Below are 15,378 nucleotides of genomic sequence, written 5' to 3'. Positions count from 1 at the left end.
GGACCTCCTCAGGTCGGGCGGTTGGTGAGCGGGATCTCGATGCTGATCGGCTTGGCCTCGGACAGGAACAGCAGCGCGGCCTTGCGGAGGAACTCGTCGAAGAGCCAGTAGGCCTTGGGGGCGAGGGGGAAGGGCAGGAGTCCCTCGCGTACCGCGATGAAGGGTCCCCAGGCGGTCTTGAGCAGCGGATCCCACACCAGCTCACGCGGGATCTTGAGCCAGCCGGCGATCTCGTCGCCGAGCATGAAGCGGGTGAACGAGCCGAGGATGCCCTTGGTCAGCAGCCCGCCGTCGATGTCCTTGCCCAGGTTGAGCAGGATGTCGGCGAGCTTGATCCCCTCCGGGGTGGGCCGCAGGATCGGGTCGAGGACCTCGGTGGCCTGCGAGTTCGCCTGGGCCCACGAGTTCGGGATGTACTCGTCGCGGACGCCGAGCAGGTGCGCGCCGACCTGCCACGAGTGCAGGAACGCCTCCGACTCGGCGGCCGGGATCGGCACCTTCCAGTCGGTCAGCTTGCGCATCACGGTGGTCGGCAGGCTGTGCCAGGTGACCATGATGTCGCGCTGGCTGATCGGGATGTCCTCGTCGGCGACCTGCGTCCAGTACGGCGACTGCGGGAGCAGGTGGCGTACCGCCGCGTGCACGAGCCGGGTCTTCACGCCGGTGACGATCATTTCGCCGTCGGGCTCGTAGGCGTTGACGGCGCCGATGTCGTACCCCAGCTTGGCGGTCTTGGAGATGCGGTCCTTCATGTCCGCGCCGCCCTGCGAGTAGTAGACGGCGAGGGCTTCCTTGGGGATGACGGTGCTCATCATCCCGCTGGCCAGCCCGTAGAGGACGCCGAGGTAGAGGCCCCGCTTCTCGTTGAAGTCGACGGCGAGCCGCAGCTTGGTCCGGTCCGCCCAGGGCGGGAGCTGCCGGGCGCGTTCCATGAAGTCCCGCAGGTCGGCGGGGAGCCCGTCGGGCAGCGGCTGGCCGTTCTTCTTCCAGGTCCGCAGCAGCGTGTTGACCATCGGCACGTCACCGCGCTCGATCAGCGAGGCGACGAGCGGGTCGGCCTCCTCGTCCCAGACCCAGCGCGGGTCCGCGCCGGCCCCGGCGCCGGCGACCGAACCCTTCGCCGACCAGTTCCACACGGAGGCCGCACTGGCCGGGGAAGCTGCGGTGATCGCGCCGAGAGCGCCGAGAGCGCCGCCGGCTCTCAGCATGTTTCGCCTGCTCATTGGTTCCATGCCGGTCTCCTTACATCGGTGGCGATGAGTGGATGAGACGGTGAGACACGTTGTGCCTTGGTGTTTCAGCATGAGACCATGACCGTGATGGCGATCACAAGGTTCGATGTGAAGTTTGTCGATTGCTGATACGCTGTTACAAATTCGCATCGGGTGTATCACCCTCGGGGAGGTCTTCGATGGATTCACTCGGCGCCATCCCCGGGTCGGACTCGCTGCTCGGCCGGGCGATCGCCGAGGCGTTCACCGACACCGGCGGCAGCGACCTGCCCGACGACGAGGTCACCACCCGCCTGCTCGACACGGCGTACCAGCACTTCTGCCGCATCGGCATCCGCCGCTCCACGATGGAGGAGGTGGCCCGCCGCGCCGGCGTCTCCCGGGTCACCGCCTACCGCCGGTTCGCCACGAAAGACGCGCTGGTCAAGCACGTGATCCGGCGCGAGTTCCGGCGCTACTTCGACCAGTTCCTGATCGAGGTGCAGCAGGGGGAGACCGCCGCCGACCGGGTGGTCCTCGGCTTCGCCGGCTCCCTGCAGGCCATCCGGAACAACCCGCTCATCGGCGGCCTCATGGTCACCGAGCCGGACGTGCTGATCCCGTCGATCGTCGGCGACGGCGGGCTGATGCTCGGCACCGTGCAGCGGTTCGTCGCCGGTCAGCTGCGGCAGGAACAGCTCGCCGGCACCATCGCCGCCGGCGTCGACGTGGAGCTGGTCGCCGAGCTGATGACCCGGCTCTGCTCGTCGTTCCTGGTCACGCCGAGCTTCGTGGTGGACCTCGACGACACGGAGCAGCTGCGTACGGTGGCCCGGCGTTTCCTCGCCCCCATGCTGAACGCCGGGTGAAATTCATTCCCTCGGGGTGATGCCATCCAAAAGATCGATGTTCGACGCTATGTGCCCCTGCGGCTCTTCAGGAGGCACCCGTGTCTCGTCGAACAGCGACGGCTGCCGCGCTCCTCCTCGCCGCCTCGATGCTCTCCGCATGCGGCGACGACGGTGGTGTACCGACCATCACCTGGTACATCAACCCGGACAACGGTGGTCAGGCCCGCCTCGCCGAGCGCTGCGCGGCCGACGCCGGCGGCACCTACCGGGTCGACGTGCAGGTCCTGCCGAACGACGCCTCCCAGCAGCGCGAGCAGCTGGTCCGCAGGCTCGCGGCGAAGGACTCGTCGATCGACGTGATGAGCCTGGACCCGCCGTTCGTCGCCGAGTTCGCCAACGCCGGTTTCCTGCGGCCGTTCGACCAGGCCGACGCGACGGCGCTCACCGACGGGGTGCTGCGCGGGCCGCTGCAGACGGCGTCCTGGAAGGACCAGCTGGTCGCCGCGCCGTTCTGGGCCAACACCCAGCTCCTCTGGTACCGCAAGTCGGTGGCCGAGGCGGCCGGCGTCGACCCGGCCTCGCCCGCCTTCACCTGGGACGAGATGATCCGCACCGCGGCCGGCCAGAACAAGGTCGTCGGGGTGCAGGCCAACCGGTACGAGGGCTACATGGTCTGGATCAACGCCCTGGTCACGTCGGCCGGTGGTGAGATCATCAGCGACGTCGAGGCCGGCAAGGACGCCACACCGACGATCGACTCGGAGGCCGGCGACAAGGCCGCCGCGATCGTCGGCGGGCTGGCCCGCTCCCCCGCGGTGCCGCCGGCCATGTCGACGATGGGCGAGGAGGAGGCCCGCTCGGCGTTCCAGAGCGACGCCGGCGCCTTCATGGTCAACTGGCCGTACGTCTACAACGCGGCGAAGGAGTCCGTCGCGGCCGGCGGCATCACCCAGCAGACCTTCGACGACATCGCCTGGGCCCGGTTCCCGCGCGTCGACGCCGGACTGCCGAGCAAACCGCCGCTGGGCGGCATCAACCTGGCGGTCAGCGCGTTCACCACGCACGCCGAGCAGACCCTCGACCTGGTGCGGTGCGCGACCTCGCTGCCGAACAACGTCGAGTACATGCTCGACGCCGGCAACCCGGCCGCGCGCGGCGCCGCGTACGACGACCCCAGGGTGCGCGAGGCGTACCCGATGGCCGACGTGATCCGGCAGTCGATAAACGACGCCGGGCCGCGGCCGATCACGCCGTACTACAACGACGTCTCCACCTCGGTGCAGATCACCTGGCACCCCGCCACGGACGTCACCGCCCCCGCGACTCCGGACGAGTCGGCGGCCTTCATGTCCGACGTCCTGCAGGGCAAACGCCTCCTGTGACTGCGCAGTAGAGAGGGGTGAGACCATGGCTCTGACCGACGTCCGGGTGGCGCCACCCGAGCCCGAGCCGGCCGCCGAGATCACCGATCGTGCCCGGCACGAGCGTCGGCTGGGGCTGATCCTGTCGGCGCCCGCGTTCGTGGTGATGGTGTTCGTGACCGCCTACCCGCTCGTCTACGCGGTCGTGCTGTCGCTCTACAACTACCGGCTCACCGATCCCGCCGGCCGCGAGTTCGTCGGGCTCGGCAACTACGCCACGGTGCTGACCGACCCGGTCTGGTGGTCCGACTTCGGCACCACCCTGATCATCACGGTGGTGAGCGTGGCGGTCGAGCTGGTGCTCGGCTTCGCGTTCGCGTTCGTGATGTACCGGGTGATCCGCGGACGGTCCTGGGTGCGCACCGGCATCCTGATCCCGTACGGCATCGTCACCGTGGTCTCGGCGTACATCTGGCAGTTCGCCTTCCAGCTGGACTCCGGGTTCGTGAACCAGTGGTTCGGGCTGGGCGACTTCAACTTCTTCGGCGAGCGCTGGTCGGCACTCTTCGTGATCATCCTGTCCGAGATCTGGAAGACCACGCCGTTCATCTCGCTGCTGCTGCTCGCCGGCCTGGTGCAGGTGCCGGAGGAGATGCAGGAGGCGGCCCGGGTCGACGGCGCCACCGCCTGGCAGCGGCTGTGGCGGGTCACCCTGCCGAACATGAAGGCAGCGATCATGGTGGCGCTGCTCTTCCGCACCCTCGACGCGTGGCGGATCTTCGACAACCCGTTCATCATGACGCGCGGCGCGAACGACACCGAGACACTGTCGTTCCTCGCGTACCGGCAGAACGTCACCCTGGTCAACCTCGGCGCCGGCTCGGCCGTCTCGGTCCTGCTCTTCCTGACCGTCGTGGTGATCGCGTTCATCTTCGTGAAGGGCTTCCGGACGGACCTCTCCCAGGTACGAGGTGATCGGTGATGGGCGACCGCAAGGCCGGCGTCTGGTGGACCGTCTCCGGCATGGTCATCCTGGTCTGGGCGCTGTTCCCGCTGCTCTGGATGGTGTCGCTGTCGTTCAAGGACCCGGACACGTTCCGCAGCCAGGAGCCGACGTTCTTCCCGCAGGACTGGGTCTGGGACAACTACAAGACGGTCTTCACCGACTCGCTGTTCACCAGCGCCCTGCGCAACTCCATCGGCATCGCCCTGATCGCCACGGCACTCTCGGTGATCATCGCGATGTTCGCGGCCTACGCGATCGCCCGGATGGACTACCCGGGCAAGAAGTTCCTGCTCTCGATGGCCCTCGCGATCGCCATGTTCCCGCAGGCGGCGCTCGTCGGCCCGCTGTTCAACATGTGGCGCAACCTCGGCATCTACGACACCTGGATCGGGTTGATCATCCCGTATCTGACCTTCGCCCTGCCCCTGTCGATCTGGACCATGTCGGCGTTCTTCCGGCAGATCCCGTGGGAGATGGAACAGGCCGCGCAGGTCGACGGCGCCACCGCCTGGCAGGCGTTCCGCCGGGTCATCGTGCCGCTGGCCGCGCCGGGCGTGTTCACCACCGCGATCCTGACGTTCTTCTTCTGCTGGAACGAGTTCCTGCTCGCCATCTCACTGACCTCGACCGACCGGGCCCGGACCGTGCCGGCCGCCCTGTCCTTCTTCACCGGCGCCTCCCAGTTCGAGTCGCCGATCACGTACATCATGGCCGCCTCGGTGGTCGTGACGATTCCCGTCGTCATCCTCGTGCTGATCTTCCAGCGCAGGATCATGGCCGGCCTCACCGCCGGTGCCGTCAAAGGCTGAGTTGGGGAGGTCCTTACATCATGGCCGCGATCAGCATGCGGAACATCGTCAAGCGTTACAGCGACGGCTTCCCCGCCGTGAACGACGTCAGCCTGGACATCGCCGACGGCGAGTTCGTCATCCTCGTCGGACCGTCCGGCTGCGGGAAGTCCACGCTGCTGCGCATGATCGTCGGCTTGGAGGACATCACCTCCGGCGACATGCTCATCGGCGGGAACCGGGTCAACCAGAAGGCGCCCCGGGATCGCAACCTCGCCATGGTCTTCCAGAACTACGCCCTCTACCCGCACCTGTCGGTCTTCGAGAACATCGCCTTCCCGCTGCGCCTCAAGAACGTGCCCGACGCCGAGGTCCGCGACCAGGTCGCGCACGCCGCCGAACTGCTGCAGCTCACCGAGCACCTCGACCGCAAGCCGGCCAACCTCTCCGGCGGGCAGCGCCAGCGCGTCGCGATGGGCCGGGCCATCGTCCGCAAGGCCGACGCGTTCCTCTTCGACGAACCGCTCTCCAACCTCGACGCGAAACTCCGCGGCCAGATGCGCACCGAGATCGCCCGCATGCAGAAGCGGCTCGGCACCACCACGGTCTACGTCACCCACGACCAGACCGAGGCGATGACCCTGGGCGACCGCATCGCGGTCCTGCGCAAGGGAGTGCTCCAACAGGTCGGAACGGCACGGCAGCTGTACGAGGAACCCGCCAACCTCTTCGTCGCCGGCTTCATCGGCTCGCCCCCGATGAACTTCGTGCCCGGCCGGGTCAAGGCCGGCCAGATCGACACCCCGTTCGGGACGGTCCCGGCGACCGGGCCACGGCTCAGCAAGGTCCCCGACCGGGAACTGTGCATCATCGGCCTGCGCCCCGAGCATTTCGAGGACGAGAAGCTGGTCGCGGCGGAGGTCCGCGGGCGCGGCAAGTCCTTCGAGGCCGAAGTCGACGTGACCGAATGGCTCGGCAACGGGCTCTACGCATACGTCCCCTACGAGGCGCCGACCGAGGTGACCGCCCAGCTCGAGGAGCTGGAACGGGAACTGGACAGCGAGCAGATGCGCACCCAGCTGGTGGTGGCTCTGGACGCGAGCAGCCGGATCCGGGCCGGGGCGACCGCTCGCCTGTGGTTCGACCCGTACAAGATGCATGTCTTCGACGCTTCGAGCGGGGAGAACCTCACCCGGGACCCTGATCGCGTCTTCGAGGAGGACGAGCCCGCGCAGTGATCAGGTGTTCTGACCCCAGACGGCCAGCTCGCCGCGCGCCATGCAGACCACCAGGAAGCCGCCCGGCCCGGTGACCGCCCACGACTCCACCTCGGGGTCCACGTCGACGACCAGCCGGCGTCCACTGGCGAACGAGAGCTCCAGCTCGCCGGTGCCGGCCGCCCGCGCGTCACGGACCGTGTCGCCGAGCAGAACGCCGAGGATGTCCGATTCATCGCCGGGTTCCACGTCGGCCCGTCCCTCCGGGCCGTCCAGATGGGCGACGCCTTCGATGACGACCTTCCGATCGCCGGAGAATCCCAGGACGATGGCGTGATCGAGCTGCGCGTACTCCAGTTCGCAGCCGACCAGCAGGGTGAGCGGCATGAGATCTCCCGTTCGGCTCGCCGGACCACTGACGGCTGGACGGTAGTCCGGCAATCCATAAGAGAACCTTAATTTGAGTCACGATCCGTGAACTTCGCGTGGGACGATCACCGGGTGAAGGCTGCGGTGTACTACGAGAACGGTGGCCCGGACGTCCTGAAATACGAGGACGTCCCCGATCCGGCGGTCCGTGACGGCGAGGTGCTGCTGCGCATCGAGGCGGTCGGCGTACAGGGTGGTGACCTGCTGCATCGCATGGTCAGCCCCTTCCCCTCGGCCCCGCACATCGTCGGATACCAGGCCGCGGGCACGATCGCGGCGGTCGGCAAGGGCGTCTCTTCGGTACGCGAGGGGCAGCGTGCGGTCGCGTTCATGCAATCCGGGTCGCACGCCGAACTCGCGGCGATCCGGGAACGTGACGTCTACCCGGTGCCGGACGGCCTCGACCCCCGCATCGCCGCCGGCATCCCCGTCGAGTTCGGCACCGCCGACGACTGCCTGTTCGAATTCGGCCGTCTCCGCGCCGGCGAGACGGTCCTCATCCAGGCCGCCGCCGGCGGAGTAGGGTTGGCCGCCGTCCAGCTCGCGAAACTCGCCGGCGCCCAGGTCCTCGGCACCGCCTCCAGCGACGAGAAACTGGCGCGGCTCGCCTCGTACGGCCTCGACCACGCGATCAACTACAAGACCAGCGACGTCGTCTCCAGCGTCCAGGAGATCACCGGCGGCCGCGGCGTCGACCTCGTCGTCGATCCGGTCGGCGGCAGCACCCTCGAAGGCAGCATCGCCTCCCTCGCCTACCGCGGCCGCATCAGCTGGGTCGGCCAGGCCGGCCGCGAACCCCGCCCGCCCCACATCGGCCCGCTCATGGTCAAGAGCGCCTCCCTGAACGGCGTCTACTTCGGCGGCGAGATGGAACACGACCCGGCCCGGACCCGGACCCTGGTCGAAAACCTCATCAACCGCGTCGCCGGCGGCGAACTCACCGTCGTCATCGACCGCGAGTTCCCCCTCGCCGAGGCGGCGGAGTGTCACCGCTACATCGAGTCCCGGGCCGCGTTCGGCCGTGTACTGCTGATCCCCTGACCCTCTGCGGCCGTCCCCGGCTCGTTGTCGCCCGGTGTGGCGCCTGCCGGTCGCGCTTGGGCATCCTAGGAACCTAGCCTGAGCTGCTCTGCCTGAGCTGCTCTGCCTGAGCTGCTCTGCCTGAGCTGCTCTGCCTGAGCTGCTCTGCCTGAGCTGCTCTGCCTGAGCTGCTCTGCCTGAGCTGCTCTGCCTGAGCTGGCCTGCCTGAGCTGGCCTGCCCGAGCTGGCCTGCCCGAGCTGGCCCGGGCGCCGCCGTCAGCAGAATCTTGAGCGACTTTGCACAGCGGGCGGTACAAAGTCGCTCAAGATCTGCGAATGCGGCCACCGGCGAGGGCGAGGGCGGGGGCGAGGGCTCTCGGGGCACCACGCGGGCCGCCGGGCCGTCGGGCAGGCAGGTACTGCAGTCAGGCCGCCGGGCCGTCGGGCAGGCAGGTACTGCAGTCAGGCCGCCGAGCCGTCGGACAGGCAAGTGCTGCCGTCAGGCCGCCGAGCCGTCGGACAGGCAGGTACTGCAGTCAGGCCGCCGAGCCGACGCGCAGGCAGATGCTGCCGTCAGGCCGCCGGATGGTCGGGCGGAAGCACGGCCGGGCAGACGCGAGCACGGCGCCGGGCAGGCGGGTATCAGGCCTGGCGGGAAGCCAGCTCGACCACGGTGATGTCGGACGGCGCTCCCACTCTGACCGGTGGGCCCCAGGCGCCGGCGCCGCGGCTCACGTAGAGCTGGGTGTCGCCGTACTGCTCCAGGCCGGCGTTCGTCGGATTGGCCAGTTCGGCGATGTAGTTGCCGGGCCACATTTGGCCGCCGTGGGTGTGGCCGGAGAGCTGCAGGTCGACGCCATTGCGGGCCGCGTCGTGGATGGTCACCGGCTGGTGGGACAGCAGGACCACGGCTCGGGACGGGTCGCGGTCGCGCAGCGTCGCCTCGAAGTCCGGGCCCAGGCCCTCGGACGAGCCCGCCACGTCGTCCACGCCGGCGAGATCGAAACCGGACAGCTCCACGCGGGCGTTGCGGAGAGGGCGCATGCCCAGCTCCTGGACCTTGGCCACCCAGGGTTCGACGCCGGAGATGTACTCGTGGTTGCCGGTGACGAAGAACGTGCCGAGCCGGGACCGGAGGCCACGCATCGGCTCCACCGAGTCGGCCAGGTCGTCGACCTCACCGTCGATCAGGTCGCCGACCACCGCGATCAGGTCCGGCTGCGTCGAGTTGATGGTGTCGACGACGCGCCGGCAGAAGCGGCTGCCCAGGACCGGGCCGAGGTGTACGTCGCTGACCACGGCGATCCGCAGACCGTGAGCGCTGCGCGGCAGTTTCGCGAGCGGCACCGTGATCCGCTTGATGCCGGGCCCGTTGAGGACGCCGTAGGTGCCGGCGCCCACGGTGCCGAGCGCCACCGCGGCGGCCGCCCCGCCCGCGACACGGGAGACGAAGACCCGGCGGGAGATGGCACCCGGACCGGCAGGAACCTCCGGGCCGGCAGCAATCTCCGGACCGGCAGCAGGCTCCGGAACCGGAGGAACCGGCGAATCGGCGCCCACCGTCGCCGGCACGGGCGCCGAGCGCCGGGCGAGCAGACGGCTCAGCAGCGGGCGCACCACCTCACCGGCCACCACCCCGAGGAACAGGTAGAGGAATACGGCCAGCCAGAGATAGCCGGGCCACGCCACCACCCCGGCGAGGGTGTGCGGCAGCCCGGCCTGCACGCCGACCAGGGCGCCGACGGCGAGCAGCGGGCCGGCGATGAAGAGGACCGTTCCGGCGCGGCGCCAGCGGGACCGGGCGGCGGTGGTGTCCCGGATCAGGCGGCGCCACACGTACCAGTGCGCGGTTCCGAGGATGGCCAGGATCGTGACCAGCACGAGCACGAAGACAAGGATCACCTACCGAGGCTAATGTCCCGGCCGGCCGGGAGCGCAGCCGGTCTCAGGCCATCCACAGGTGGAAGATCATCCGTCGGCGCGGCCGGGTGTCCAGCCCGACACGTCGCGCAGCCGCCCGCGCCACAGCCGGCCCGGCGCGTCGGTCAGCTGGCCGGGCCGGGAGATCCGGGCGTCGCGCAGGTGGATGTACCGGGTGGGCTCGGAGAGCGCCTGGAACTGCCGGTACGAGATCTCCATGCCGATGTCCCGGCTCTTCACCGCGGCGTGGGCGAGGTCGGACTGTTCCTTCACGTACTCGGCCATGCCGACGTAGTACGCGTCCTCGTGATCGTTGAGCTCGCTCAGCTCGGCGAACCACTGCCACTGCGGGATCAGCATCCCGTCCACGACCAGGCCACCGACGGTCAGGGTGAAAGGTGTGCCGGGGTCGACGTGCTCCACGAGCTGATCCGTGAGCGACACGTAGTTGGCGAGCACCCCGTCCGGCTCGGCCCAGTCGGAGCGAGCGGTGCGGATATCCAGCATCGGATCAGACATACCACTAATTTAGGACAGCACGCTGCCATCCGTGCCGGGAACGAAGGAGCGCTGTCAGCCGATCGTCGACGCGCGCTCCTCGGCCTTCGTGATCAGGGAGCGGACCAGGTCCTCGGAGCCGCCCATGTTCTCCCAGCCCAGGTCGGCCACCACCACGATGGCGTCGCCCACCCGGGAGAGCGCCGCGAAGTTGCTCACCGTCTCGGGCGTCTGGTCGGCGTAGGCGTAGCGCTGGTCGATGCGGACCAGCATCGAGTCGTCGTCCGAGTCCAGGACGGTCCATCTACGCTCGTCCGCACCGGAACCGAGGCCACCCGGGCACTTCTGAAGGGCCGCCGAGATCTCGGCGAACTGCGCGGCGGCGCCACCGGACGAGTGCAGGCCGACGAACTCGGTCACCACGCTGGGCGTGCTGTTCGCCTCGGCGCCCGGGACGATGAACCGCATCGCCACCGCATCGGTGCGGGTCTCGTCGCTGGGGTAGCGGTCGTCGCCACACGGGCGCAGGGGGCGTACATGGGCATGAAGACCCTGATCGAGCGGGGCGGCCTCGGCATCGCGTACATCTGACGGTTGAAGGACCGCGCCCGCTGGAATGCCCCCGGCAGACGCGGCCGGCGGCGAAGCCGAGGCGGAGGTCACCGAGGCGGCCGACGACGGATCGGGGACGTCGGAGCCACAGGCTGCCAGCGCGAGGGAGAGCACTGCGGCGAGGGGGAATCCACGGGTCTGCATGATTCAGGACTGCCCGCTGACGGCACGGATGACACTAGAGAGTCGAAGGAATGGTCGCGGTCAGCGCCCAGTCGTGGCCGATGTCCGCGGCCGTGCGCAGCAGTTTCGGCAGGTGATCGTCGAGCAGGGTCTCCACCGACGTCTCGGCCGCGTGGACCGTCACGTTCACCGCCGCGACCACCCTCCCCTCGCCGTCCCGCACGCCGGTCGCCACCGAGCGGACGCCGGGCGCGAGGTCCTGGTCGGCGAGGGCCCAGCCCTTCGCGCGGACCTCGCGCAACGACGTCTCCAGCTCGGCGGCGGCAGGTTGCCAGCGCGCCGTGATGCCGGACCGGGACGGCTCGGCGAGGACTCCGGCGACCGCTGCCGGCGGCAAGGCGGCCAGCAGCACCTTGCCCATCGAGGTGGCGGGCGCGGGGAAGCGGGTGCCGATGTTCACGGCCAAGGTCACGATCTTCGGTACGGCGACCCGCGCCACGTAGACGATGTCACTACCATCCAGCTGCGCCATCGACGTCGACTCGTTGGTCTGAGCCACCAGCTTCTCCATGTGCGGGCGGGCGACGTCCCACATGGAGAGCGAGTCGATGTAGGCCATGCCCAGATCCAGCACGCGGGGCGTGAGCGCGTAGCCACGGCCGGCGCCGCGGACGTACCCCAAGGTCTCCAAGGTTATGAGAATGCGCCGGACGGTGGGCCTGGCCAGCCCGGTCAGCCCGGCGATCTCACTGAGCGTCATCGACGGCGAGCCGGGCCGGAAGGTGCGCAGGACGTCGAGGCCGCGGGCCAGCGCCTCGATGAAGTCGGGGCCCGAGCCTCTTCCGGTGTCGCTCATCTGGTCAATGCTTCCATTCAGCTTCGTGTGAGGTGTAGTCGGTGTACTGGTAGGGGTTGTCGAACAGCTCGGACCGCGGCAGGTCCGGGTTCTGGCCCTTGCGCCACGCTTCCTCGCCGAGCATTTCGCGCAGATGATCGATCGTGGCCTGGACGTCGGATTTCGCGGCGGCCAGGTCGATTCCGACCAATCGGCCGTCCTTCTTCACCACTCTTCCGTCGATCACGACGGTATGCACGTCACCACGTTGCGCCTGGAAGACCACGTGCCCGTAGGCGTTGAGGATCGGGAACATCGCCGGTGAGTCGTCATTCTTGATGAGTACGACGTCAGCCCGGCGCCCCGGCGTCAGCGCCCCCAGATCGGCGTCGAACCCGAGAGCCTTCGCCCCGCCCCGGGTCGCCCAGTCGACGACCTGCTCGGCCCGGAGCGGGTGGTGGGTGATCGTCTCCTGCCGGCCGTGCGCCTCGAGGTGCTCGCGAGAGCGGTCGGCGCTGAGCGTCGTGCGCATCGCCGAGAACAGGTCGCCGCTCCACCAGACGCTGGTGTCCATCGACAGCGACACCGGCACACCGTGGCGGCGCAGCGCCCAGGTGGGCGGGTAGCCCTGCCCGGCGCTCTGCTCGCTCTCGGTGGAGACCGACACCGAGCCGCCGGTCGCGGCGATCCGATGGTACGAGTCGCTGCTCAGCGTGGCCGCGTGCACGTAGACGGTGCCCGGCGTCATGAAGCCGTTCTCGTACATGAGCCGGATGCCCTCGTCGTTCGTGGCACCCCAGACGCCGGCGTGCGTGGTCACGTTCACGCCCAGCTCGCGGGCCACCTCGAAGGCGGCCTTCTCCGGGAACGCCGGATCGCCTGTCACGTCGAAGGCGAGCTGGAACCCGGCCAGCCCGCCGTTCTCGACGCGGCGGCGGTAGAAGTCGCGGAAGCCGTCGGACGTGGCCCACTCCCACGGCCCCTGCTGGATGTTGCCGTACGCGAGGACGAACCGGCCCGGCACCGCTTCGAGGGCGTCGGCGGCGGCGTCGGCGTGCTGCGGCGTCTGCAGGCCGTGCGACCAGTCCACGGTGGTGGTCACGCCCGCGTCGATCGCCTCGATCGCGCCGAGCAGGTTGCCGGCGTGGATGTCCTCGGGGCGGAAGTGCTTGCCGGACTCCAGGTAGTACCAGACGAAATACTGCGTCAGGGTCCAGTCGGTGCCGTAGCCGCGCATGGCGGTCTGCCACAGGTGCCGGTGCGTGTCGATCATGCCGGGCATGACGACGCCGCCGGACGCGTCGATCTCCTCGGCGTCGTCCGGGGCGCTCAGGTGGTGGCCCACTTCGGCGATCCTGCCGTCGATCACGAGCACGTCGGCGCCGGGCAGCACCGTGTGCGCGTCATCCATGGTCAGCACGAGTCCGTTGCGGAATATGACAGGTCTTTCGACGCTCATGGGCAGCTCCTTCGGACTGCTGTCCGCTGAGCGGGCAGCGATATGCACGCCAGCGTGTTCCAGGTCACTTCTGATGTCAAGCGGGCGTTGACATCGCGGTTGATTGGCGGGAGGCTGCCTTGGCGGACAGGTGTCCGTAGAACGGGCGGTTACTGATGGTCGACCAACCCAAGGGCCCACTGGACGGGCTGCTCGTCGCCGATTTCTCGCGCATCCTGGCCGGGCCGTACGCGACGATGCTCCTCGCCGACCTCGGCGCCCAGGTGATCAAAGTGGAGGGGCCGGCTGGGGACGACACCCGTACCTGGATGCCGCCGGTCCGGGACGGGATCTCCACCTATTACCTGGGGATCAACCGGAACAAGCGGTCGATCGCGCTGGATCTGAAGGATCCCGGGGATCGCGGAACCGCGCGTGAGCTGGCGCGGCGCGCCGATGTGGTGATCGAGAACATGCGGCCCGGAGGGCTGGGTCGATTCGGCCTGGACTACGACGCGGTGGCTTCCGACAATCCGGGCGTCGTCTACGCGAGTATCAGCGGATTCGGGTCGGGGGCGGGGGCTTCTCTGCCCGGATACGATTTGATGGTTCAGGCCATTTCCGGACTCATGAGCCTGACCGGCGATCCCTCGGGGTCGCCGTATCGCGCCGGGATCTCCGTCTTCGACGTCATGGCCGGGCTGCACGCCTCGATGGGGATTCTCGCGGCCCTGCACTCCCGGACCGCCACCGGCAGAGGGCAGCACGTCGAGGTCAATCTGCTGAGCTCGGCGCTCTCCGGCCTGGTCAACCACTCCAGCGGATACGTCGCCGGCGGGACGGTCCCCTATCGGATGGGGAATGCTCACCCCAGCCTGTTCCCGTACGAGCCGCTCCCGACGTCGGACGGCGAGTTGATCATCATTGCCGGCAACGACGGGCAGTTCCGGAGATTGTGCGACGTTCTGGGATTGAGCCACCTGCCGGACGATCCACGATTCGGACGAAATCAAGATCGGACTGCCAATCGCGCAGCGCTTCGGCCGCTCCTCGTCGACAAGCTCGTCACCCGTACGAAGGATGAATGGTTCAGGGATCTTCTAGCCGCCGGGGTCCCGTGCGCACCGATCAACACGATCGACGACGGTGTCGCGTTCGCTCAGGAGCTGGGCCTCGACCCCGTCGTCACCGTCGGCGGGGTGCCGAGCGTCCGCAACCCGATCACCTTCTCCGCGACACCGGCGAGCTACCGGCTGCCGCCGCCCGGACTGGACGAGCACGGCGAGGAGATCCGCGCATGGCTGAAGAGTTGAGCTTCCCGACCGGGCTCGGCACGTCGACACCCGAGACCATCTCGCTGCTCGGGCAGGACCTGGCCGCCGACCTGATGGGCCAGGTCGGCTTCGGCGAGCTGGCGTTCTGGCTGGTCGCGGGCCGCCGCCCGCATGCCGGCGAGGTGCGGCTCTTCGAGGCGGTGCTCGTCGCCCTCGCCGATCACGGGTTCACGCCCACGGCGATCGCGGCCCGCCTCACCTACCTCTCCGCGCCGGATTCGCTGCAGGGCGCCCTGGCGGCGGGTCTGCTCGGCGGCGGGTCGCGGTTCCTGGGCGTCACCGAGGACTGCGGACGATTCCTCGCCGCGGTTCTCCAGGACGCCTCCTCCCAGGATTTCGATGTCATCGCCCTCGAAGCCGTTCGCGACGCCAAAGCCGCCGGGCGATTCGTTCCCGGCCTCGGCCATCCCGTTCATAAAGACCTCGATCCCCGTACGCCGGTGCTGATCCGCATCGCCCGCGAAGAAGGGCTGTACGGCCCCCACCTACGTCTTTTCGAAGCGATCGGCCGCGTCCACGAGCAGGTCCTGAATCGGCGGCTCCCGCTCAACGGCGCCGGGGTGTGCGGAGCCGCCCTCGCCGATCTGGGCCTTCCGGTCGACCTGTTGCGCGGATTCGCGCTACTGGCCCGCGCCGCCGGACTGCTCGGCCAGATCGCCGAGGAGAGACGCCGCCCGATCGCGAACCAGATCTACCTCACCGTCGACCGCAACGCCGTATACGAGCCGTGACTTC

The 15,378-nt window shown here is 69.0% G+C and carries 15 protein-coding genes; 8 read left to right on the top strand and 7 right to left on the bottom strand.

The window, feature by feature from the left end:
- Positions 1–8: 8 nt before the first annotated feature.
- Positions 9–1,232, bottom strand: a complete 1,224-nt coding sequence (locus EP757_RS29815) for an oxygenase MpaB family protein (protein WP_127551618.1) — start codon at positions 1,230–1,232, stop codon at positions 9–11.
- A 179-nt stretch (positions 1,233–1,411) separates the two neighbouring features.
- Between EP757_RS29815 and EP757_RS29810 the strand changes: the two genes are divergently transcribed.
- The 5 genes from EP757_RS29810 to EP757_RS29790 all read left to right on the top strand — a co-directional run bounded on the left by EP757_RS29810 (position 1,412) and on the right by EP757_RS29790 (position 6,455).
- The gene (locus EP757_RS29810; protein WP_127551616.1) at positions 1,412–2,080 is read left to right on the top strand and encodes a TetR/AcrR family transcriptional regulator; all 669 of its coding nucleotides are present in this window, start codon (positions 1,412–1,414) and stop codon (positions 2,078–2,080) included.
- A gap of 80 nt (positions 2,081–2,160) precedes the next feature.
- Positions 2,161–3,444, top strand: a complete 1,284-nt coding sequence (locus tag EP757_RS29805; protein WP_197725409.1) for an extracellular solute-binding protein — start codon at positions 2,161–2,163, stop codon at positions 3,442–3,444.
- A gap of 25 nt (positions 3,445–3,469) precedes the next feature.
- Positions 3,470–4,405, top strand: a complete 936-nt coding sequence (locus tag EP757_RS29800; RefSeq protein WP_127551614.1) for a carbohydrate ABC transporter permease — start codon at positions 3,470–3,472, stop codon at positions 4,403–4,405.
- Positions 4,405–5,238 carry a carbohydrate ABC transporter permease gene (locus tag EP757_RS29795; protein WP_127551612.1) on the top strand — a complete coding sequence of 278 codons (834 nt, stop codon included), beginning with the start codon at positions 4,405–4,407 and terminating at the stop codon, positions 5,236–5,238. The genes EP757_RS29800 and EP757_RS29795 overlap by 1 nt, the downstream gene beginning before the upstream one ends.
- A 20-nt stretch (positions 5,239–5,258) precedes the next feature.
- Positions 5,259–6,455, top strand: a complete 1,197-nt coding sequence (locus EP757_RS29790) for an ABC transporter ATP-binding protein (protein WP_127551610.1) — start codon at positions 5,259–5,261, stop codon at positions 6,453–6,455.
- Here EP757_RS29790 and EP757_RS29785 read toward each other — a convergent pair whose 3' ends face one another.
- Positions 6,456–6,821 carry a DUF6188 family protein gene (locus tag EP757_RS29785; RefSeq protein ID WP_127551608.1) on the bottom strand — a complete coding sequence of 122 codons (366 nt, stop codon included), beginning with the start codon at positions 6,819–6,821 and terminating at the stop codon, positions 6,456–6,458.
- Positions 6,822–6,935: 114 nt separating this feature from the next.
- Here EP757_RS29785 and EP757_RS29780 point away from each other — a divergent pair, with 114 nt between their 5' ends.
- Positions 6,936–7,904, top strand: a complete 969-nt coding sequence (locus EP757_RS29780) for a zinc-binding dehydrogenase (RefSeq protein ID WP_127551606.1) — start codon at positions 6,936–6,938, stop codon at positions 7,902–7,904.
- A gap of 621 nt (positions 7,905–8,525) precedes the next feature.
- Here EP757_RS29780 and EP757_RS29775 read toward each other — a convergent pair.
- From EP757_RS29775 to EP757_RS29755, 5 genes are all read right to left on the bottom strand, one after another.
- Positions 8,526–9,785: a metallophosphoesterase gene (locus tag EP757_RS29775; protein ID WP_127551604.1), complete on the bottom strand. Its 1,260-nt coding sequence runs from the start codon at positions 9,783–9,785 to the stop codon at positions 8,526–8,528.
- 66 nt (positions 9,786–9,851) lie between these two features.
- Positions 9,852–10,322, bottom strand: coding sequence for a hypothetical protein (locus EP757_RS29770; RefSeq protein ID WP_127551602.1), 471 nt, complete (start codon positions 10,320–10,322; stop codon positions 9,852–9,854).
- Positions 10,323–10,376: 54 nt separating this feature from the next.
- The gene (locus EP757_RS29765) at positions 10,377–11,057 is read right to left on the bottom strand and encodes a hypothetical protein (protein WP_127551600.1); all 681 of its coding nucleotides are present in this window, start codon (positions 11,055–11,057) and stop codon (positions 10,377–10,379) included.
- Positions 11,058–11,091: 34 nt separating this feature from the next.
- Positions 11,092–11,892 (bottom strand): IclR family transcriptional regulator C-terminal domain-containing protein, encoded by an 801-nt coding sequence (locus tag EP757_RS29760; protein ID WP_127551598.1) that lies wholly within the window; start codon positions 11,890–11,892, stop codon positions 11,092–11,094.
- Between the two features lie 4 nt (positions 11,893–11,896).
- On the bottom strand, positions 11,897–13,330 hold the full coding sequence (locus EP757_RS29755; RefSeq protein WP_127551596.1) for an amidohydrolase family protein: 1,434 nt from the start codon (positions 13,328–13,330) through the stop codon (positions 11,897–11,899).
- Between the two features lie 155 nt (positions 13,331–13,485).
- Between EP757_RS29755 and EP757_RS44130 the strand changes: the two genes are divergently transcribed.
- Together EP757_RS44130 and EP757_RS29745 are read left to right on the top strand one after the other, a co-directional pair.
- On the top strand, positions 13,486–14,622 hold the full coding sequence (locus EP757_RS44130; RefSeq protein WP_127551594.1) for a CaiB/BaiF CoA-transferase family protein: 1,137 nt from the start codon (positions 13,486–13,488) through the stop codon (positions 14,620–14,622).
- Complete coding sequence (locus tag EP757_RS29745) at positions 14,607–15,374, top strand: citryl-CoA lyase (RefSeq protein WP_232050066.1); 768 nt, start codon at positions 14,607–14,609, stop codon at positions 15,372–15,374. The genes EP757_RS44130 and EP757_RS29745 overlap by 16 nt, the downstream gene beginning before the upstream one ends.
- The last annotated feature ends 4 nt before the right edge of the window (positions 15,375–15,378 follow it).

Source organism: Actinoplanes sp. OR16, from assembly GCF_004001265.1.
Lineage (GTDB): Bacteria > Actinomycetota > Actinomycetes > Mycobacteriales > Micromonosporaceae > Actinoplanes.
This window is presented reverse-complemented; position numbering and strand designations above follow the sequence as displayed.

What these genes read in the sequence shown, in the direction of transcription:
- EP757_RS29815 (WP_127551618.1), bottom strand. Translation starts at nt 1,232, where the DNA reads ATGGAACCAATGAGCAGGCGAAACATGCTGAGAGCCGGCGGCGCTCTC.
- EP757_RS29810 (WP_127551616.1), top strand. Translation starts at nt 1,412, where the DNA reads ATGGATTCACTCGGCGCCATCCCCGGGTCGGACTCGCTGCTCGGCCGG.
- EP757_RS29800 (WP_127551614.1), top strand. Translation starts at nt 3,470, where the DNA reads ATGGCTCTGACCGACGTCCGGGTGGCGCCACCCGAGCCCGAGCCGGCC.
- EP757_RS29795 (WP_127551612.1), top strand. Translation starts at nt 4,405, where the DNA reads ATGGGCGACCGCAAGGCCGGCGTCTGGTGGACCGTCTCCGGCATGGTC.
- EP757_RS29790 (WP_127551610.1), top strand. Translation starts at nt 5,259, where the DNA reads ATGGCCGCGATCAGCATGCGGAACATCGTCAAGCGTTACAGCGACGGC.
- EP757_RS29785 (WP_127551608.1), bottom strand. Translation starts at nt 6,821, where the DNA reads ATGCCGCTCACCCTGCTGGTCGGCTGCGAACTGGAGTACGCGCAGCTC.
- EP757_RS29770 (WP_127551602.1), bottom strand. Translation starts at nt 10,322, where the DNA reads ATGTCTGATCCGATGCTGGATATCCGCACCGCTCGCTCCGACTGGGCC.
- EP757_RS29765 (WP_127551600.1), bottom strand. Translation starts at nt 11,057, where the DNA reads ATGCAGACCCGTGGATTCCCCCTCGCCGCAGTGCTCTCCCTCGCGCTG.
- EP757_RS29760 (WP_127551598.1), bottom strand. Translation starts at nt 11,892, where the DNA reads ATGAGCGACACCGGAAGAGGCTCGGGCCCCGACTTCATCGAGGCGCTG.
- EP757_RS29755 (WP_127551596.1), bottom strand. Translation starts at nt 13,330, where the DNA reads ATGAGCGTCGAAAGACCTGTCATATTCCGCAACGGACTCGTGCTGACC.
- EP757_RS44130 (WP_127551594.1), top strand. Translation starts at nt 13,486, where the DNA reads ATGGTCGACCAACCCAAGGGCCCACTGGACGGGCTGCTCGTCGCCGAT.
- EP757_RS29745 (WP_232050066.1), top strand. Translation starts at nt 14,607, where the DNA reads ATGGCTGAAGAGTTGAGCTTCCCGACCGGGCTCGGCACGTCGACACCC.